Annotated in this window: 16 protein-coding genes; 1 reads left to right on the forward strand and 15 read right to left on the reverse strand. The window is 39.0% G+C overall.

What is annotated here, in order from left to right:
* Nucleotides 1–10: 10 nt before the first annotated feature.
* Both ftsX and ftsE read right to left on the reverse strand, forming a co-directional pair.
* Nucleotides 11–907 (reverse strand): permease-like cell division protein FtsX, encoded by an 897-nt coding sequence (gene ftsX / locus BLV55_RS03185; protein WP_093311037.1) that lies wholly within the window; start codon nucleotides 905–907, stop codon nucleotides 11–13.
* Nucleotides 897–1,583, reverse strand: coding sequence for a cell division ATP-binding protein FtsE (ftsE, locus tag BLV55_RS03190; protein WP_093311039.1), 687 nt, complete (start codon nucleotides 1,581–1,583; stop codon nucleotides 897–899). Before ftsE ends, ftsX begins: the two co-directional genes overlap by 11 nt.
* 247 nt (nucleotides 1,584–1,830) lie before the next feature.
* Between ftsE and BLV55_RS03195 the strand changes: the two genes are divergently transcribed.
* The gene (locus BLV55_RS03195; protein ID WP_093311042.1) at nucleotides 1,831–2,418 is read left to right on the forward strand and encodes a 5-formyltetrahydrofolate cyclo-ligase; all 588 of its coding nucleotides are present in this window, start codon (nucleotides 1,831–1,833) and stop codon (nucleotides 2,416–2,418) included.
* 42 nt (nucleotides 2,419–2,460) lie between these two features.
* On the opposite strand, the gene BLV55_RS03200 is transcribed toward BLV55_RS03195, so the two are convergent.
* The 13 genes from BLV55_RS03200 to BLV55_RS03260 form a co-directional block, all read right to left on the reverse strand.
* Nucleotides 2,461–4,872 (reverse strand): ATP-binding protein, encoded by a 2,412-nt coding sequence (locus BLV55_RS03200; RefSeq protein WP_093311043.1) that lies wholly within the window; start codon nucleotides 4,870–4,872, stop codon nucleotides 2,461–2,463.
* Between the two features lie 167 nt (nucleotides 4,873–5,039).
* Nucleotides 5,040–8,162, reverse strand: a complete 3,123-nt coding sequence (locus BLV55_RS03205; protein ID WP_093311045.1) for a phosphodiester glycosidase family protein — start codon at nucleotides 8,160–8,162, stop codon at nucleotides 5,040–5,042.
* A gap of 144 nt (nucleotides 8,163–8,306) precedes the next feature.
* Entirely contained in the window at nucleotides 8,307–9,170 is an 864-nt protein-coding gene (locus BLV55_RS03210; RefSeq protein WP_093311047.1) for a YitT family protein, read from the reverse strand.
* 19 nt (nucleotides 9,171–9,189) lie between these two features.
* Complete coding sequence (locus BLV55_RS03215) at nucleotides 9,190–9,906, reverse strand: WecB/TagA/CpsF family glycosyltransferase (protein ID WP_093311048.1); 717 nt, start codon at nucleotides 9,904–9,906, stop codon at nucleotides 9,190–9,192.
* Entirely contained in the window at nucleotides 9,906–10,979 is a 1,074-nt protein-coding gene (gene csaB / locus BLV55_RS03220; RefSeq protein ID WP_093311051.1) for a polysaccharide pyruvyl transferase CsaB, read from the reverse strand. Before csaB ends, BLV55_RS03215 begins: the two co-directional genes overlap by 1 nt.
* A 14-nt stretch (nucleotides 10,980–10,993) precedes the next feature.
* The gene (locus tag BLV55_RS03225) at nucleotides 10,994–13,186 is read right to left on the reverse strand and encodes a DUF5693 family protein (RefSeq protein WP_093311054.1); all 2,193 of its coding nucleotides are present in this window, start codon (nucleotides 13,184–13,186) and stop codon (nucleotides 10,994–10,996) included.
* A 124-nt stretch (nucleotides 13,187–13,310) separates the two neighbouring features.
* On the reverse strand, nucleotides 13,311–13,673 hold the full coding sequence (locus tag BLV55_RS03230; RefSeq protein ID WP_456300628.1) for a type II toxin-antitoxin system PemK/MazF family toxin: 363 nt from the start codon (nucleotides 13,671–13,673) through the stop codon (nucleotides 13,311–13,313).
* Nucleotides 13,652–13,942 carry a ribbon-helix-helix domain-containing protein gene (locus tag BLV55_RS03235; protein ID WP_093311059.1) on the reverse strand — a complete coding sequence of 97 codons (291 nt, stop codon included), beginning with the start codon at nucleotides 13,940–13,942 and terminating at the stop codon, nucleotides 13,652–13,654. The genes BLV55_RS03230 and BLV55_RS03235 overlap by 22 nt, the downstream gene beginning before the upstream one ends.
* Before the next feature lie 54 nt (nucleotides 13,943–13,996).
* A complete protein-coding gene (gene alr, locus BLV55_RS03240; protein WP_093311062.1) occupies nucleotides 13,997–15,187 on the reverse strand; it encodes an alanine racemase in 1,191 nt (396 codons plus the stop codon).
* Nucleotides 15,174–15,584, reverse strand: coding sequence for a holo-ACP synthase (acpS, locus tag BLV55_RS03245; RefSeq protein WP_093311065.1), 411 nt, complete (start codon nucleotides 15,582–15,584; stop codon nucleotides 15,174–15,176). Before acpS ends, alr begins: the two co-directional genes overlap by 14 nt.
* A gap of 35 nt (nucleotides 15,585–15,619) precedes the next feature.
* Nucleotides 15,620–16,246, reverse strand: a complete 627-nt coding sequence (locus BLV55_RS03250) for a hypothetical protein (protein ID WP_093311068.1) — start codon at nucleotides 16,244–16,246, stop codon at nucleotides 15,620–15,622.
* 33 nt (nucleotides 16,247–16,279) lie between these two features.
* Nucleotides 16,280–18,118 (reverse strand): complex I subunit 5 family protein, encoded by a 1,839-nt coding sequence (locus BLV55_RS03255; protein WP_093311070.1) that lies wholly within the window; start codon nucleotides 18,116–18,118, stop codon nucleotides 16,280–16,282.
* 28 nt (nucleotides 18,119–18,146) lie between these two features.
* On the reverse strand, nucleotides 18,147–20,216 hold the full coding sequence (locus BLV55_RS03260; protein ID WP_093311073.1) for a complex I subunit 5 family protein: 2,070 nt from the start codon (nucleotides 20,214–20,216) through the stop codon (nucleotides 18,147–18,149).
* Nucleotides 20,217–20,230 lie beyond the last annotated feature (14 nt).

The following is a 20,230-nucleotide window of genomic DNA, read 5'->3' on the forward strand; positions in this document are numbered from 1 at the left end:
GCACATTTTCTTATATCTCAAGATGTTTCCTCAGGGATATAATACTACCCAGCGCACCTACTCCAGATCCAAGAACAGCAAACATAATTACCGTACGTTGCATCATTTCTTCCACGGATAGAAGGTATGCGCTGAAAATAACAAAAAACCTTGTAGTTACCATGTCAAAAATAGTTTGATACCCAACATACACAATGATTACCGCAATCATGGCACCCACTAAACCCAAAATGGTACCTTCCAGAAAGAAAGGCCATCTGATAAACCAATTGGTAGCGCCAACATCTTTCATAATTCTTATCTCTCTTTTTCGGGCATTAATGGTTAGTTTTATCGTATTCGAAATGATGAAGGTGGCGATTAGAATCAACACCGTCATTACGATCAAGCCTACAGTCCTGACAAGACCTGCAATGCGGATAAGGTTATCTATAATATCTCTATAATACCTTATTTCATCCACTCCAGTCAGTCGGCCTATTTCATTCACAACACCGTCTGAGTAACGAATATGATGGACATGTACAATATAGGAGTTAGGCAGCGGGTTATTGTCTAAAGAGTCCAGTAAATGGCCCTGTTCGCCCCATCTTTCTTTCATATTGGCCAGTGCCATTTCTTTCGACTCGTAATGAACATAAGACACGCCTTGGACATCACCTATCTTAGATCCAAGGACATCAATTTCCTGAGAGGAAAGATCGTCTTCTAAGTATACCTGCATACTATCAAACTGTGTTTGAGCAAGGCTTGCCAAATGCCCCATATTCAAAACTAAAATCATCATTAGCCCCAGTATGGTCAAAGAGGCCGCCACAGAGCTGATAGAAGCAACACCCATCCCTTTATTGCGCCAGATTCCCTTAAAGCTTTGCTGCAGTATGTACTGAAAGGATCTAAGTTTCATAGCCGTAAATCCCCCTCTGGACATCCCGCACGATATTCCCTTTCTCAAGGGCAATCACTCTTTGCTGCATCACATCTACAATGTCTTTTGCATGGGTTGCCATCAGAATGGTTGTCCCTCTTCTACTGATATGCCTTAGTACTTTCATTACTTCCCACGCTGTATCCGGATCCAGGTTTCCTGTTGGCTCGTCCGCTATCAGAATAATCGGCCGGTTAACAATCGCTCTCGCAATGGAAACTCTCTGTTTTTCACCACCAGAAAGCTGGTGCGGATACTGTTTCGCTCTGTCACTTAAACCTACCATTCCCAACATCATCGGTACCTGCCTTCTTATTTCTTTCGGCGAAGCACCAGTTACTTGCATTGCAAAAGCAACATTTTCATAAAGGGTTTTATCTTCCAGTAATCTGAAATCTTGAAAGACAACACTTATTTTACGTCTCAGGTAAGGAATTTGTCTTTGAGATAATTTGGTGATATCTTCTCCATCAACAATTATTTTGCCCGATGTTGCTTGCTCTTCCCGTAGCAAAAGTTTAATAAACGTTGATTTTCCAGCTCCACTTGGGCCTACCAAGAACAAAAATTCTCCCTTATTTATTTTTAAGTTAATATTTTTAAGTGCGTGTATGCCGTTATCATATACTTTGGTTATGCTACTGAATTCGATCAAAGAGCAATCACTCCTGAAATTAGTCTGATTCAATCTTCATTATAACCTTATCCTAGGCATAATTGCAAGAAGTCTGTTAAAATGAATATAATGTCTCATTCGATTTGCTAATCAGTGTTTTTGCTGATACTTATTTCCTTTTATGATGAAACGACATGGACTGTCCACTATGTTAACAGCCTTATACTAGTACATTAGCCATCTAAGGTGCTAGTATTCAGACACGAGCAAAGAAAGGAGTTTTTTCATGAAACAAACGATTCGAAAAAAAATGATTGCCCAAAGAGAATCTTTAAAAGTTGATCAGGTGAAACAAAAAAGTACTTCTATTCATCACCATTTGTTTCAAACAGAAGCATGGAAAAAGGCAAACCATATGATGATTTATCTAGATTTCAGAAATGAAGTTCAGACCTTCTCCCTTATTGAATTGTTCTTAGCACAGAATAAGCACATTTATATCCCTGTTACCAACCCTTCCAACCATCATTTAACGGTTTCTGAGCTTATAGAACCTTCTCAAGATCTTCAGGTTGCTCATTTTGGTTTGCTGGAACCAAAGCCCGAGGCTTTACGCCCTTCAGATCCACAGATACTTGATCTGGTCATTGTACCTGGTGTGGTTTTTGACAGAGAGGGTTATCGAATAGGATTTGGAGCTGGATACTATGATCGATTTTTACCAAAGCTTCGACAAAATGCTCACCTTATTTCCTTAGTCTATGATTTTCAGTTAGTGCCACGCGTTCCCAGAGAACCACATGACATCCCAGTTCAGCGGATTATTACCGAATCAGAAATAATCAATTGCAAAAAAACAGGCTCTCATTCATAGAGAGCCTTCTTAGATACTAGGCATGACTTTACTTTCAATCTGTTACGCATCCTTGGAATCATTAGCCTTCTTGCTGTCTTCTTTATGAATTCTTTTTAACCTGTTGCGAACCATCGCATTAATGGTACCTTCCGGATAATTTCCATTTTCATCTTCTGTTCCTGCAGGAACTCCTGTAAGGATTTCAATCCCTTCTTCCACATGACTGATCGCATATATATGAAACTCGCCGTCTTTTACAGCTTCTACTACTTCATCCTTCAGCATTAAGTTTTTCATGTTTTGTTTAGGAATAATAACACCTTGGTCCCCCGTAAAACTCATACGCTTGCACACATCAAAAAATCCTTCAATTTTTTCGTTTACTCCTCCTATTGGTTGAATTTCGCCATTTTGATTAACAGAGCCTGTAACCGCAATCGATTGTTTGATAGGAACATTGGAAATGCTTGATAATATCCCATATAACTCTGTGCTGGATGCACTGTCTCCATCAATCATAGAATAGTTTTGTTCAAAACTGATGCTCACCGAAAGAGAAATCGGATGTTCTTGTGCATATTTTTTACCTAGATATCCACTAAGGACATATACTCCTTTTGAGTGAATCGGACCGCTTTTCGCCACTTCCCGTTCGATATTAATAATGCCCGGTTTTCCGCGATAAGTGGTGACCGTGATGCGTGACGGCTTTCCAAAAGAATGTTGCCCAGAGCCCATAACAACCAAACCGTTAATTTGACCGGTTTTATTTCCCGTGACATCCATCAAAAGGGTGCCGTCCTGGAATAATTCGTTTAATTTTTCTTCGTATTTGTTGTTTCTGTAAATCCTCTCTTCGATGGATTTATCAACATGTTCCACAGCTACGGTATCTGAATAGTCTTCCGTAGCCCATTGATCTGCTTCATACAACACTTCCACTACCTGACTAAAGCGAGAAGTTAACTTTTCCTGATGATCCGCCAACCTTGAACTGTATTGAATCACTCTGCATACGGCCGATCGGTCAAAATCCTTAAGTCCTACTTCTTCGCAGTGAGTTGCTATAAAGGCAGCCATTTTTTCCATATTTTCCTGATCTCGGCTCATTTCTGTATCAAAATCCGCCATAATCTTAAATAGTTTTTTAAAGTCTTCGTCCAGTGCATAAAGCAAGCTATAGGTATACGCATCCCCGATCAAGATTACTTTTATATCCAAAGGAATAGGCTCTGGTTTTAGTGATGATGTTACAATGAGTCCCATCTGTTGTGACAGGTTTTCAATATTGATTTCATTAGTCTTTAAGGCGCGTTTCAACGTATCCCATGCATAAGGCTGTAGTAATATTTCTCTTGTATGCAGTAGTAGAAACCCACCATTAGCCATATGCAATGACCCTGCTTTAATTTGAGTGAAATCGGTTTTCAATGCTCCCATTTCATTTTTATATTCAATGGCTCCCATTAAATTGTAAAAAGTAGGATTGTTTTCATTAATAATAGGAGCATGTTTCGTTTCACTGTGATCCACCAGCAGATTCACTTTATAACGAAGATGAAAATGGTCATCACCCGATTTTTTAATAAAGAAGGCGTTTCCTTTTTCTTGAGAAGAATCTTCCCCTTTTCTAAACCGATGAATGTTTTCAACGATATCTCTTTCTAATTCATTAATATATTCTCTTATTTCTTTCCTGTGATTATACCGATTTAAAAGTTTTTTAATGTAATAATTAATGACATCGTATCCTGTTTTTTCATCCAGTTTTTTAACTTTGCGTCTTAGCTGCTCTTCTAGATCTTTTATCTCATTGAAATGCTCAAAGGTTTTCAAACTAAGTTCGTTTGATTTTTCACGAAGCTCATCCATTTTTTCCGCTGACAGGTTTTCATACTCTTCCTGGCTCATCGGACGATCTTCTACTAAGGGAATTGTTACAAGTCCATGCTCTGTTTCTTTGAACATAAACCCATATTCAGCCGCTATTTCATTAAGTTTTTTCAATATTTCTTTGTTTTTATTTTGATATTCTTTTACCAGCTCTGTTTTTTTCGATTCATAATCCGTGCTTCGAAAAGCTGTTATGATTTCATTTCGAATTTGCTCGATCATAGATTCAATGTCTTTTTTAAATTGACGACCTAATCCTGCCTCCATGCCAAGTGACTTCGGTTTATCTGGGTGCTTAAAGTTGTAAACGTATACCCAATCCTGCGGTGTAGGCATACTCTCCGCATAAGACCGAGCAATAGATTCAGAATAGCTGCTTCTCCCTGTTCCACTAAGGCCAGAAATATAAATATTATATCCTTTTTTATTCATTTTCAAACCAAACTCTAAAGATTTCACAGCCCTATCTTGCCCAATAATACCTTTTAAGGGTCTTAACTCTTGCGTTGTTTCAAAATCAAAATTTTCCATCGAACAAAAGCTGTTTAATTGTCGCCAGTCCACTTTGTATTTTTCCATAAAACAAGTCCTCCTTTAGATGTTTCCTTCATAACCTACGAACCCTTTATCTCTCTTATACCATGTTTCGACCAAATCATTCACAAAAGCATAAAAAAGCATCTGTCTTTTCCGGACAGATGCTAAAAACCTAGGATATGCTGTTTTTCTTTTTTTGCTTAATCTGCTTAAAAGGAAACGGTTTGTCGGTCAGGATTCCATATATAATCTACATTCATCGCTCTGGCAAAGCGAGAAATAGGTACAAAAGTTCGATCATTTCTTATTTCTGCTTCGCTGCCCATTTCGATAGAATCACCATCAATATATAGTTTGGAACTTCCAATACTCATCTGTAATATATTTCCTTCTAATGTTTCAATGATCGCCATCGATTTTTCGCCGTCCCATCCCACATTTTCTCTGGGAATACCGAGTGCTCTTGAAACATGAGCTACCGGTACCATTAACCGGTCTTCATTAATGTAAGGAGCCGCATCCAGGTCTACCCGTTCATTATCGGAAATATAATAGTTCTGTCCAACCCAAAACACAACAGCTCTTTTTGTTTCATCAATGGCTTCCTTATTGTCTTCGGTGTCTTCCTTTTTTTCCTCTTGTTCATTCGGTATTTCAATACTGGTATCATCGCTTGCTTTGTAAAATAGTTCCTTCGATTCAAGGTATAGATTCATTAGATGCTCTGAACTTTTTCCTAAACCTACATATCGTACTCCTTCTCGTATTTCAGTCCCTCTAGATCCCTGACTATAAAAGACAAATACATTTTTACCTGAATCTACCAGACTGACCAGTTGATCATTGAGCAGTTCTGCTTCCAATTCATCTCTAAATCCTTCCGGACCCCAAATAGGACCATTCATTAGTATAACAATGTTTTTAGCCGTCACATTTGTAAGCTTGTTTTTTAGCCATGGCCATTGCTGATAATTGGTTTGCCTGATGCCTTGCTGATGACCATCTAATTTTAAGAATATGGTGTCTGACTCTTCAGCAGAAGCAAAAGATTGATCCTTACTAATAATCGTAGTCCCACCTGCTATTACTTGCAGATCAGAGGTAATGGCATACTTTTTGTCAGCCTTCTCTATGGATCTGTTTCTTCTATCTCTTACCTGTCCTCCAGTTTCTTCAGCCGTTAGTGTGGGTAAACTTAAAGGCGCGATTGCTTCCATCCCATCAAATAATAAGGTTCCTGAAGTCTTAAAGAAAGGATCTGGTTCCACAACGTATAACCGATGTAGTTTCAAAGGAGCTTTTAAGTTTCTGGGCAAAGACCCACTCACATACTCCCAGCCGCTCCAGTCTATCCCTTGCTTCAGATCAACGGTGTGATTAGCGCCACTTCCATCCTGAACCTGAGCTCTAATCCAGTGTGGTGCCGTTTCTTCAGCATGCACCCAAACACCAATTTCACTGGTGCCCGCAGGAAGAGGGTAGTCATTGCCAAAGGTGATATAAGCCGCCGTCGTCTCTACAGATCCTGTCAGGTCATAATCCAGTTGTATCGAGTGATTATTTGTTTTGCCTTTCCCGGCAATTGACACATTTCCTGTTACCTGCTCAGGATACCCTAAAAATCCAGGGGTATACTCCCTAAAGGCTGGTAGTTTTGTGTCTTGAGACCCTACGGCCATCGGAATAGCCGCCGAATGTCCATTGTAGCTGGCCTTCAGAACGGTTACTCCATTTCGATCAGCACTTTTGTAAACACTTCGTTCAAAACTTCCTAATTGGTTGCTGTCTTCCCAGCTTACCTGTTCAAAGCTTAAAGGTGCTCGATAACCATCCGGATCGATGCCTTCCACCCTTAGTTTCACTTCATCATTTCTGTTCATATAGTAGGATGGAGTATGAATTTGAATGGCGGCCAATTCATCGATGACACGAAAGTCCATTTGGCTTTTTTTATCCCTATAGGTTGCTTCAACTACCAATTTACCTGAAGCATCGGGTATTAATTTACCAGACTCTACACGACCTTCGCCTTCCAGTATACGAAACTCAGCTTGATTAACATCAACTGCAACTGGCCTGTAGGCTTCATCATACCCTTTTATTTCCAAAGCAATACCATTACTCTTAAAGATTACATCTTGGCTTGCCTCTAACACAATGCCCCCTAAATCATCATAGCCATTACTAGCAGAAGAAACGGCCAATGCATTGATTATTCTCCGCTGTCCTCCATCAGAGGGGGTATTTGCCAGTGCTGCTTTCGCATCACCTGGACTTCTGACCATCATCGTGGTAGAGCCACCTCCGTCCATTAGCAAGGCATTAAAACTACCCATTTCTATCATTAGTCTTGCTAACACTTCTCCATTGACACCTCGATAAGAGGTATGCCGTCCATCCACCGTTACCATGAGTAACTTTGATCCGCTATTATCAATTCCTACAGCTGTTCTTGGATGATTGCCTGTTACCGGTTCTGTAAAAGAAGCAATTTGACCATTTCGTACCAGCGGCGTGCCACCGCCAACAGCTAATTCAATTCCTTCCAAACTGGGTATCATCTGAGGGTGGAAAGTTAATTTTTCGCTAGGCTTAATGGCTTCGTAAAGTTCGTTCCCTTCTTGACCGGAGGCCAGTAGTACATAGCCATTTTCCGGAATGGTAACAGCGGGTAATCCTCTTCTTACCTCCTGCACCTGTCCATCCTTAACTACAATTTCCACTAGATCAGGATATTCGTCTGATGCTCCTGGACTTTTTTCTCCCCAGTTCCGGTCCATGATCGTTGTCTGGTGATAATTCCAAGTGATCTTATTATAGGCTTTAACACTGAAGATTCCTCCTCTCTCAGAGGAAATATACATATTGTTTTGCCAAGTATCGATCATAGCTTCTCGATCTTTTGTAATTCCTAATGCCGAAAACGGCTTTACCGTTACCGGACTACTAACTACCTGACCATCCCTTACCATTATCCCTAAGGGAGAGTCCGGATTGGTCACATAAAAAAAGTCTGTGTTAATAGCCGCAATAGGATTCTCTTTCTGTGTCAGCATCTGGCTTAGTGTTTCTTTATGAGATACTCCCTGCGAACTTTGCAGTAAATCTATTTCACTTTTATCGTTTTTCAAGTCTATCGTAACCACGTTCATATGCAGCCATCCGTTTTCTCCGAAACGAAGCACTCGCTCATGAGTAACCCCACTACCAATATTATTTTTTTGCCTGTCTTCATATAGATATCCACTGGCAAACACAGGTTGCATCAAGCTATTGATCAACAATACTCCCGTCACTGATGCGATTAATAACACTTTTTTCCAGGCTTTCATTTGATCCCTCCGTCTTTATTTGATGATCATCTAATCTACTCAGTTGCTCTACACCATTATAGTAAAAGGAACCAATCATATGGTTACAGTTGTTTTACAAATTCTTTTCTATTTCAAGATAGGGCTTTTGGCACGCTTATGTGCCTACAGTGAATCTACTTCCTTGAAACCTTCACCCAACACTTCGTGAATCGTTGCCACCATCATGAAAGCATAAGGATCTTCTTCATACACTAATTTTTTTAATTTTATCACTTGCGCCCGACTCACGACACATAAAAGCATCTCTTTCTCTTCGCCGGTGTACATTCCTTTTGAATTAATCGAAGTAACTCCTCGATCCAGCTCATCAATAATCCGCTTGCCAATGATATCGGATTTTTGAGAAATAATATAAAATGCTTTGGAATAACTCAAGTCTTCAACAATAAAGTCAGCCAGTTTTACAACAATGTATAAGGCTATTACCGAATATAAGGCTGTCTCCATCTTTTTTTCTACCATTCCCGCAAAAGCAACAATCATTAAATCGAGTATCATCATTAGTTTCGCAATGCTTAAAGTAGGGATATAATGATTAAGCATCGCACCGGCTAAATCGGTCCCTCCTGTCGTACCACCCATTTTGAATACTAAACCAATCCCTACTCCTAAGGTTACACCACCATAAATGGCTGCAAGGAGGATATCTGAAGTAATCGTATAATCAGCACCAAAAAAAATAATAAAGAGTCTCAAAAATAAGGACAGCATGATGGTTGCATAAGCTGTCTTTGCTCCAAAGGCTTTCCCTAAAATCATTATTCCTGCAATAAATAGCGGAACGTTGATTGCCAGATTTGTAATATCCATAGGAATGCCCATCAGTTTTTGAATAACAACGGCTAATCCAGTAACGCCACCAGGCGCAATCGTATTAGGTTCCAAAAAAAAATGTAAGGCAAATGCCATCATTGCACTGCCCAGTGTAATTACTGAATACTCCAGTAACGCCGAACTTTTTTTCATGCCAATCACTACCTTTCCTTTATCTCCACAATACTTCCCACAAAAATTGGGGCAACACAGCCATTCGCTTCACCCTCCATGGTTCTTTTATCAACCGATAAAACCATTCCAAACCAGTCTTTTGAAAGATAAGAGGAGCTCTTTTCACATTGCCCGCATATACATCAAGACTTCCGCCAACACCCATCGCCAGTTTACAGGTAAACCGGTGCTGATTTTCACTAATCCATATTTCCTGCTTTGGAAATCCTAAACCAGCAAACAAAGCATCTGCTTCAGACAGGTTAATCATTTTGATCATTTCTTCTGTCTCGCTATTTTCAAAATACCCATGGTGAGTTCCAACAATCTCAATATTAGCATATTTTTGATTGATATTAAGTGCCGCTTGTTCGCAAGTTCCGGGTTTTCCCCCTAAGAGAAAAATTTTCTTGTTGTGCAGATGACAATAAGAAAGAATTTGATCCATTGTATCAATGCCTGTCACTCGCTCCTTAATCCCTTTTCTTTTTATTTTCGAAGCAATCACCAGTCCAATTCCATCAGCTAGTACTAAGTCCGAGGCATGCAGTGCTTTCATTAATGCCTCATTTTTCTGTGCTTCCATCACCATTTCCGGATTAGGTGTCATAATAAGATTGCACTGGCATTCATTCATAAAGTCATCAATAATAAGTGGTATTTGCGAATGATTGACAGTTGATACAGGAACTCCCATTATATCGATTGATTTCATTACCACTTTTCTCCTTTATCCATGAATTCTCTAAGCATTTTAGCGTTTTCTCGAGCCTTAATGCTTAACTCTTTTTTTGCCTCTGTCAAATTTGTTACGTAACCTTTCCGTTCTTTGATGAGTAAATCGATTGATTCCATTATTTCTTGTTCTGTTAAAGATTCCACATAACCAGCGCACGGTTGGCGTACCTGGTTCAAAAAGCTCGAGACTTTCGATTCATAAGAGAGTCCAACCATTGGTGTTCCAGCTATGGCTGCAAAGATAAGAGAATGCAGTCTCATTCCTATCAGAAAGTTTAGCTTACTCATTTGCGCAATCATCTCTCTAGGCTTCATCGGATGATCGAGGATCGTTGAAGGTGACTCCATCATTGATGCCACTTCTTCAGAAATCCTTATATCAGAAGGGTGATGCATTGGTAGAAAAAGAATCCGATAACCACGTTTTACTAGTTGATCAGCACATAGTGCAATTACTCTACAGTAGTTTTCTTTGCCCTTCCAGTTTCTAATCGAAATACCGACGATCGGTTCCTTAAAAGACAGGTTTTCTTGACAATTGAGAGCTTCTAAATTAAAGGCCGCATCCGCCGTTACTGTTATTGCTCTCGATATTCCAAGGGATTCCATTACTTTTTTCGATTCATTGTCACGTAGCGTTATCAAATCAACTTTATTAATGATCATCTTTGCTAACCACTTATTAAACGGTCGATTGATCGGGCCAAATCCATTTCCATAAAAGACAACTTTTTTTCCAGCCATTTTTGCTAACAAGATAATCCCAAGATAATATAGCAAGGACCTGCTGCTGGTAATATCCTGTAGAATCGACCCACCGCCGCTCATCACTACATCGGAATGGCCTATTTTTTTAACAACTTGCCAAAATTGATTACGGCTAACGGCTTCAATTTGATATCGTTTTTCTGTTTCACTGGCTTTATAGCTAAGTGCTGCTAGCTGAACCCTCGGAATTTCTGCTCGAAAAGACTCTACAATCGCTTCCAAGATCGCTTCATCACCAATATTATTAAATCCGTAATATCCAAACATAAAGATTCGTTTCATATTATGTTCCTTTCTTACGATTGATTTCTGTCAAGATCCAGCGTATCCCACATTGGTCGAATCCATCGCTTAAAGATAGCTACCAACATCATTAATCCCAGTAAATAGGCAGCAAAAAATGGAACAGAAGCAATCAGTGAATAAATAGTTCTGATAACAGATACATAGACCGGAGTCCGCAAATGACTAAATGTGTTGACTATTGAAGTCTGCCCTATTACAGCCGCCATTCCTGTAAGAAATAATAAGGATTTAAATCTTAATGATGCAATGTATCCGCCAAGCATTAGAGCTGGAAAGGCTACCGTAAACTCCTTTGTTCTTGGACGCACCAATAGCTTTTCTTCCAAGAAGTTTCGAATAATCATTTCTAATTCTAGTGGTTGAAGATTCCCTTCGTGCCCTGTTCGAGCAAGGTAAACATACCCTGTGATCATCACCAAACCGAGTACGGCCACATAAATGATTTTTATATTTTCCATTAATAAGCTTCTGATTTCATAAAGCCTTATCTGAGGACTATATACCTCTTCCTCTTTTCGTTTATATCCGAAGAAATACATAAACTGCAAAGCAAAAACGCCAATAGGAATTAATTGTGCTATTTTAACCCCGCGAAAAATATCCATCTCCAATAAATAGCGGACATCAGAAAGGACAGCCGCAACGATAATAGCACCAATAGCAGAAATGGCCGTTACTTTCAATAATATTAAAATACCAATTGAAAACGCCTGTAAAGCCTTCTGCTTTTTCTCCATTAGAGATATCTTCCACAAATCTTCACAGAAATAATGCATCCCTAAAGATGGAAAAATGACGGCGCCTGCCAATGCAATTAATTTTTCGCCCCAGGTTGGTCTCAGCATCCATAACCCAAATAATGCAGAAATCACTAGCACTAATAAGATCCCCCACAACATATTCGGTAACGGCAATAGTTTTTTCATCACTAAAACCATGCCTGCTGCTACACCAACCACCATCAAAAGAATCCATATCAACCCTGCCTGATGCTCGCTAAAGGTAGATGCTTCTCCGAGACTCATTCCATGTCTCGAAATTCTTTCCTCAAACCTTTCAAAGGTTTTTTCATATTCTGCTGCGTCTGTAATATAAACATTTGGATTTTCCATAAATGGCTTAAAGTAAATAACACGAATATTTCTCTCCGTTACAGCTCGATAAAGAGTATTTTCAATTTCTTCGGCTCCTTCGTAATGATAAAACTGGTATCTTTGCTGAACAAAAGGCCATATATTAAAAACCCTAACGGAATGATGCTTCATTCCGTTCGCTAACTCATCAAAACCGTCTAGCTCTAAATGTTCTCGCTGAAAAGATGTTTCTATCATCCCAAGGTTTATGCCATTTTCAATCAAGTGGCTCTCGAGTTTCGAAATAGATCCATCAACATACCCCGGTATCTGTCTGCCCGAAAAAAACATTACCGAAGGTTCAATATCATAAAAAGCCATGTCTTCTATTAATGCGTCTATATATTTTTCGCCGGTCCAGTCTTTGTATCCGTGAGGTCTGGGCATTATTTCAAGTCCTGCATTTTTGATGACCTCTACCTTGTCCGGATTAAAACCTAGGCTTAGTCTGTTTAGTTGTGAAGAATGTACTCGTTGTTCCCACATATAACTTCTTCCATCTGTATCCTCTAACTGTTGTGGTTCCGTAAAAACAGCGTCATTAATGGATCCATGAATAACAACCGCGTAAGTCTCTCCTTCTTCAAGCAAGGTGAACCTTTCTTCCTTGTATCGACTAATCAACCCATTGGAGATTTTATCGTACAAGTCTTTTTCTTCTGTCATAACAACGACATCATAATCATCAATGCCTGTTTCACTATGATAGTGTACTAAGGATTCCGGTGCAAAGCGCTCCCAATTCCACTCTCTCAGAATATCTCTCCCTACTTCGACACTTAAAGGCTCTAGTTCCTGACGCAAAAGCCCCAGGCTATCTTCTTCCAAAACAACATGAGTGGCACCTAACTCCTTAAATTTACTTAACCACCACTCAAAGCTATACTCAGACTGCTCTGCTAATTCTTTTATTTCGTAATAGTCTATATATATCTCTATCTGCTTATGCTCAGACTCTATGTTCATGCGTTGATTAATCACCATAATGCCACTTACCATAGAAATGACTAGTAACAGGATTAACATTTTGTCAAAAGAAAAATTTTTCATCTCATTAGTCCTTTCATGTCAATAATAGGCTCAAAAGCAGGCAGGAGGTGTATGAGTGTCTACACTCCTGCCTGCTTTTATTATAATAGGTTGCTAACATAACTGTTTTTTCTATGTATTGATTCTAAAAATCCATAAGTCCTAAACTAATCATTAACACTTGATTAACTTCATCCATCGATTCATCATCCATTCTTCCTAATCGTTGCTGAAGTCGTTTTTTGTCTATGGTTCTTATTTGTTCCAGTAAAATTACCGAATCTTTAACCAGCCCATAATCAGGAGCTTTTACTTCAATATGGGTTGGAAGTTTCGCCTTATTGATCTGCGTTGTTATTGCTGCAACAATAACCGTCGGACTGTATCGATTCCCAATATTGTTCTGTACAATCAAAACCGGTCGGATCCCTCCCTGCTCTGACCCGACCGCAGGACTTAAATCAGCATAGTATATTTCTCCTCGTTTTACCATGGCACCTCTTTCCATTCCGGCATTTCGTCTTCATAATTCTCTAACAACGCATACTCTATACAAAGACCGATTTCTGCCAAAGCCAAGTTGATAGTTCCCATTTCTTCGTATCCATTCTTCATTTCTTCATGCATGAGTGTTTTACTTTTTTCACACATAAAAAAATGAATCGCTTCCTTGACAATTTGATTTCTACTCTTATGTTCGCGCTTCCTGAAGTGGTCTAATTCGCGTATTAAGTTTTCTGGTAAACTAATGGTTAGCAACTGTTCCGGCTTCTTCATATTGCACCTCCGGACCGAAAAGTAATTTGTTACCGCATATTATAACCGATTGGATCAGAATATGTCAACGCAGCTTTCAAGAAGATCATCATGATATTCTATTATTGTGTCATTTAAGATATATACTCTCGGCACCCGCCTTCCAACCATGCATACAATTTCATAATTAATGGTGCCAAGGCTACGAGCTACTTCATCAACGGTTTTCCCCTGTTCTTCCTCCAGGGCATAAAGGATCACTTCATCGCCTCGGTTTACTTCTATCCCTGTTACATCAACCATGCATTGATCCATGCATATTCGTCCTATTACCGGACATTCAGATCCCCTAATGGTTACGGTTGCGTTTTCACCAAGCATTCTGGTAAATCCATCCGCATAACCGATCGGCAGTGTCGCAACAGTCATTTTTTGTGAAGCCCTAAAAGTAAGTCCATAGCTGACACCTGTTCCAGCTTCAATCTCTTTCACATGAGCTACTTTTGTTTTTAGCGCCATGACTCTTTTAAGTTTAATATTCTGATGATCTACTTCCTCTGAAGGATAAAGCCCATACATCATGATCCCTACCCTTACCATATCGAGATGAGTTTCAGGCATATCCATTGTTGCGGCACTGTTGGCAATATGTTTTATAGGAATATGACCACCTTCAGCCTCTAGTTGCTGACAAAATTGATGATACCGCTCCATTTGTATCAATGTTTCTTTTTTGTTTGATTCGTCTGCCGCTGCAAAGTGGGTATAGAGTCCTTCTATTTTTACATTTTCAAGCTTTCCTATTTCTAAAATTGCTTTAACCGATTCTTCATTAGGCTGAAACCCAAGCCTGGACATTCCCGTATCCAGTTTTATGTGTACAACAGCTGTTCTGTTCATTACTTGTGACCGTTTTGATAAATATATGGCCTGTTCAAATGTATAAATGGTTAGGATGATTTCTTTTTCTATGGCATCATCAACACTGTCATCCGGGGTATATCCTAGTACCATCAGGTTTTTCTTATACCCTGCATTGCGCAATTCCATCGCTTCTGTTAACGTTGCCACAGCCATTCTTTCAATACCCATATCCTCTAGATGCCTGGAAATCTGAACAGCTCCATGACCATATCCATTGGCTTTGATCACAGCACATATTTGCGTGCTGTCCGGTATGTTCCTTCTAACTTCATTCATATTATGGGTTAAATGATCCAGGTTAATTTCTGCCCATACAGGTCTAAGCAAACTATCTTTTTTCATCGAGTGATACTCCTTCCTTAAAAGAGTTGTTTTCCCCAATTGCATAAGCCATTGCTAGCTCCTTAGTGTGTGTAATACTAATATGGATATGCTTAATTCCTTTCTCTTTAGCAACAGACAAAGCATTGTTTTTTAGGGTAATAGATGGAACGCCTTCCATGTTTTTCAACACCACAATATCATGCCATCCCACTTTACCTATACCAGTTCCCAAAACTTTGGACGCCGCCTCTTTTGCTGCAAAAATTCCTGCTACAGTCTCTGCTTTACCTCCACGTTCCCGATATTGCTTTTTTTCTTCAGCTGTCAGTATTTTATCCAAAAATCCAGTATGTTTTTCCACAGCTTTTTTTATGCGACAAATTTCAATAAGATCGATACCTGTAGAAACAATCATATAAATCTCTCGCTTTCCAGTAAATCATAACTATCTTACAATTTACCATCCGTATACTGTATCTGATTATCCAGTTTTTCCATTTGTTCAGGACCAAGTAAAGAATGTAGAAATTGATAGTATAATTGTATTCTTTCTTCTGCTTTTTCCTTGTTCTCTCTCAGCAAATTAAGTTTGTTGCGAACCTGTTCAATTTCTACTTCTACCTTTTGATGCGCCTCATTTTCTTTGACCAAATGAAGTGCTGCCTTCTCAACCGTTGCACTAAGCAGTTCCATATTTGCATTTTGAATCTCCACCGGCATTCTCTCTCTTTTTTCATAGGCATTCTCAAGGTGCTGATTTGTTTTCTGCAGCTCTTCTTTCGTTTTATTCATCTTATCAATCAAATGATATTGATCATTTTCATTGAGGTGATGAGACATTTCTAAGATGTTTTTAGTAATTTCTGTTTTCTTTTTTTTGAATTTATTTATTTCTGCTTCATTCATTTTTTCTTCTTTTATCAACTGTTCCAGTTTTTTTGATAATGCGCCTATCTTACGATCTTTGATGTGAACTGACATACTTTTCCATAAAGGATCTTTTATCAGCAAAGGAACCTTGTTCCTTTTCACCAACTCTTCATTAAGCTCAATATCTGGTCTGTTCTTAAAAATCATTTCATCACCCTATCCCATAGTGTTGTTGCCACACTAAACAAAAACCCGGGAAATCACCAGCATCGCTAAAATAACAGACAATAAAATCGCATAAATTAATGTGTCACCAAATATAATTGGCTTTTCATATCTTTGGACACAGAAGTCCGGAAATTTTTCACACACCGTATGGACAGGTGAATAAATATATCTTTCGGCATTCGCCCAGCTAGGCAGTTTAAGATGGAATAAATGAAATTTCATTCCTATAAGAAACATCCCCAGTCCAAGGGCATATACGATAATCATACCACTAAGATCTTTCCAGTTCCAGAAATTCATATCGATCAAATAATTAGATATAAATTCAGGATCATAGGAAAATGCCATTGCTGCAGGTATTAAGGCTGTATCCATCAGCCAGTTGGGAGCTACTCCAAAGAAAATAATAAAAGCAGCTAAAATTCCCATTGGGATATTCATGGTTTTAGGGTCTTCGATTGTTAAGGTTTCATTGTCTTTGTTCTTTCTTAGAAAAATAAAGTAGAAAAACTTTATAAATGAACATACGGTTCCAGCGCTTACCACCGTAAAAATCCATTCAGCATATTCAAAGGAGGGATGCCCATAGAGAAACGCCTCTTCAATCGCATGGTGCAACACCGTCTTGCTAGCATAACCATTAAACAGAGGCATCCCTGTAATACCAAGAGCCGCTATTAAACAAAGAGCAGCCGTTATGGGCATCTTTCTCCATAAGCTTCCCATTTTATACATGTTCGTTTCTCCGGTCTGATAGTAGACCACCCCTGCTACCATAAACAGCAATACCTTAAATAAAGAATGGTTCAACATATGGTACATACTTCCTACAAATCCCATTGGTCCAATGTAACCAAGATACGCTGCAACACCTGCTCCCATAATGATATAACCCATTTGTGAAACACTATGATAAGCAAGCATTTTTTTTGTGCTTGCCTGTTGAAGTGCCATAAAAACACCGACTACCATCGTTAAAATACCAAGCCATATCACTACAAAGCCTATATTTTCTGATACTTCCCATAGCTTTGGATAAAATTGAAGGCCCTGCGTTGCATCAACAGAAAAAGTTACAGACAACACTTTTAAGATTCCATAGGCTCCTACTTTAATCAAAACGCCTGACGATAGTGCTATTACCGCAATAGGTGCTCCATCATAGACTTTAGGCATCCAAAAGTGAAAGGGTGCCATTCCTGCTTTTATTCCAAAACCCACAATTAAGAAAAATGCTATCATGTATTTGATGTACCCCAGTTCGCTGAACCGAACAGCTAGCGTTGTCCATTCGAAAGTTGCCGTGTAAGCCGACAGCATCAAAATACCACTAAGAATCATCAGTCCACCAATAATACCCATATAAATATATACAAACCCAGCTTCTAGTTGTTCATCTCCTCGATGATATACCATTAACGCATAGGAAGCAAAGGTCATGATTTCAAAAAAGAGGAAGAAACTCAATAAATCCCCTGCTAAAAGCGTTCCTATCGTCGCAATATAGGTTACGGTGTAGAATATATAATTAATGTCTTCGCGGCTAAAGTAACCAATTACTAACCATAGCATCCCTGCCAATATCAGCAAAGGAAAGTTCAACAGATCTATTTTGAAAAATATACCTGTTTCGAAAACACCGGTAATATTATAAATAATGGGTTCTCTTAATACTTCCGGAAATGTCAGAAGAAATAATATGGTGGTTATTAAAATATATGCTTTTACTAAAGCTCTTCTCAGTCGTCTTTCTTTCGAGCCTACCAACGGGATAACAACGACTTCCATGGCAACAAAAGCAACAAATAATAACGGTAAGCCTATTTGAATAATGATACGTGCCAGATTCACAGGATTGACCCCTTTCTTATTAAGTGAATTAGCGAATAAACACTGTTAGAAAAAACAGTGTTGCGACGAGGATCATTGCATATATATATACATCCGCATTATTTGTCCTCACTTCATATTGATCTGTTATCTTTCGAGAGAAAGTCATTACTATTCTTGCAACCGGTTTATACATAACAAATTCAAAATCCATCCATTTGGGCATGTGAAGGTGAAAAAGATCGAATTTTTTCCCTGCAAAGAAAATCCCAAAACCAAGGAAATAAACCGGAATCATTCCCATGACATCTTTCGCATTAAAAAAGTTCATACCCACCAGATAACTTTCGATAAAATTCGGATCATAAGTAAATGTTTTTGCCGCCGGAATAATAAAGTGATCCATTAGATAGTTCGGTGCCAATCCAATCCCTATAATTAGTAACGCAATGCCTCCCATTGCCATTTGCATCATGCCATTACCGCTTTTCGAAAGGTTCTGATGCTTTTCAGGACATTTTCCTAGAAAAACGTAGGAAAACATTTTTATAAAGGAACATACAGTTCCCGCACTTACAATGGTAAAAATCACTTCCGCATACTTAAAAGAGTGATGCCCATACTGATAAGCTTCGTCAATGGCATGATGAAGTACGGATTTACTGGCAAATCCATTGAAACCTGGCATCCCGGTAATTCCGAGAGCCGCCACAAGACATACGAAAGCCGAAAATGGCATTTGTCTCCACAAGCCACCCAGGTTATACATGTTTTTCTCATGGGTTTTAAGGTACACTACGCCTGCCACCATAAACAGTAATGCCTTAAACAAAGCATGATTTACGGTATGGTAAATGCTTCCCGCAAAACCCATGGCACCAATATATCCTAAATAGGACGCTACACCAACACCCATGATAATATATCCCATTTGGCTAATACTGTGATATGCTAACATTTTTTTCATATCACCTTGTTGGAGTGCCATAAAAACACCAACAGCCATGGTGAAAATCCCAATCCAGATAACAATAGCGCCCATATTTGTCGACAAGCTCCATAAAGGGTCATCTCTGCCTGAAACAAGGTGTCCTGCAGGCATAAAAAAACTTGTCGCAATTCTTAGCAAGCCATAGGCGCCAATTTTGATTAACAGCCCAGAAAGCAATGCTGAGGCAGGAGTCGGTGCAACCGGATGAGCTTTTGGGAGCCAAATATGTAGTGGAAGCATTCCTGCTTTTATTCCAAAACCCACCAGAAACAAGAAGGATATCGCATATTGAAGCCATCCCGTATCACTAAGTTCCATGGCTAAAAAGACAAAATCAAGATGATTCGTATTAAATAATAGTAACAGCATGCCTACTAAAACAGCCAGACCACCACCTACACCCATGTAAATATAGTTATTCCCTGCAAGAATCGAATCCGGTGACTGGTTATGAGCTACTAAAAGATAGGAGCTAAAGGTCATAATTTCAAAGAATAAGAACATGGTCAAAATATCGCCAGCCATAACAGTGCCTAGCACACCACTGAAGGTAATTGCCTTAAATAAGTAAAACCGTTCTCGATGGTATTCAGTCATCATATATTCATGAGAATAAATGCTTACCATCAGCCAAAGTATTCCAGCCGTACTCACCATGATATAACTTAACATATCGACATTAAAATGAAGACCATAACCAAATACACCTGGTATTTCATTCTGAATACCACCATCTATCACCTGGGGATACATCGCCATAATAACCAGAAAAGTGGCAAAGGTTGAAAAGACAACAATAAGGTCTCTTAAGCGATCCGACCTTTTTCCAACATAAGCTTCCAACGGACCACCAATAAAAGGTATCAGCATTGCCAATAAGGGCAGGTACGGAAAATGAATCGCCCTATCAATGATCGTAAAGTTGCCACTACATAGTCCAAGGTATCGACAATACAGCTCGCCTTCCCGATACCCATAAGTAGCAATCACAAAAAGAGCTACCAGGATTAACGAAATGCCAAACATAATAATACAGCTGACACAAAAATAATCTTTTGTAATGTTTTGATACCATTTATTAAGCGGTTTTCCCTGAGATGTGTTTTTCATATTTTCTATTTCCCCCATAGATACAGTCCTCC

Origin of the sequence: Tindallia californiensis (genome assembly GCF_900107405.1) — a bacterium.
Lineage (GTDB): Bacteria > Bacillota > Clostridia > Peptostreptococcales > Tindalliaceae > Tindallia > Tindallia californiensis.

Bases quoted from the DNA above. Each gene is read 5' to 3' on its own strand.
- csaB (WP_093311051.1), bottom strand. From the start codon at position 10,979: ATGAAACGAATCTTTATGTTTGGATATTACGGATTTAATAATATTGGT.
- BLV55_RS03210 (WP_093311047.1), bottom strand. From the start codon at position 9,170: ATGAAAAAAAGTTCGGCGTTACTGGAGTATTCAGTAATTACACTGGGC.
- BLV55_RS03250 (WP_093311068.1), bottom strand. From the start codon at position 16,246: ATGATTTTTAAGAACAGACCAGATATTGAGCTTAATGAAGAGTTGGTG.
- alr (WP_093311062.1), bottom strand. From the start codon at position 15,187: ATGAAAAAAGATAGTTTGCTTAGACCTGTATGGGCAGAAATTAACCTG.
- BLV55_RS03235 (WP_093311059.1), bottom strand. From the start codon at position 13,942: ATGAAGAAGCCGGAACAGTTGCTAACCATTAGTTTACCAGAAAACTTA.
- BLV55_RS03200 (WP_093311043.1), bottom strand. From the start codon at position 4,872: ATGGAAAAATACAAAGTGGACTGGCGACAATTAAACAGCTTTTGTTCG.
- BLV55_RS03230 (WP_456300628.1), bottom strand. From the start codon at position 13,673: ATGGAAAGAGGTGCCATGGTAAAACGAGGAGAAATATACTATGCTGAT.
- acpS (WP_093311065.1), bottom strand. From the start codon at position 15,584: ATGATTGTTTCTACAGGTATCGATCTTATTGAAATTTGTCGCATAAAA.
- BLV55_RS03215 (WP_093311048.1), bottom strand. From the start codon at position 9,906: ATGAAATCAATCGATATAATGGGAGTTCCTGTATCAACTGTCAATCAT.
- BLV55_RS03205 (WP_093311045.1), bottom strand. From the start codon at position 8,162: ATGAAAGCCTGGAAAAAAGTGTTATTAATCGCATCAGTGACGGGAGTA.
- BLV55_RS03260 (WP_093311073.1), bottom strand. From the start codon at position 20,216: ATGGGGGAAATAGAAAATATGAAAAACACATCTCAGGGAAAACCGCTT.
- BLV55_RS03225 (WP_093311054.1), bottom strand. From the start codon at position 13,186: ATGAAAAATTTTTCTTTTGACAAAATGTTAATCCTGTTACTAGTCATT.
- BLV55_RS03195 (WP_093311042.1), top strand. From the start codon at position 1,831: ATGAAACAAACGATTCGAAAAAAAATGATTGCCCAAAGAGAATCTTTA.
- ftsX (WP_093311037.1), bottom strand. From the start codon at position 907: ATGAAACTTAGATCCTTTCAGTACATACTGCAGCAAAGCTTTAAGGGA.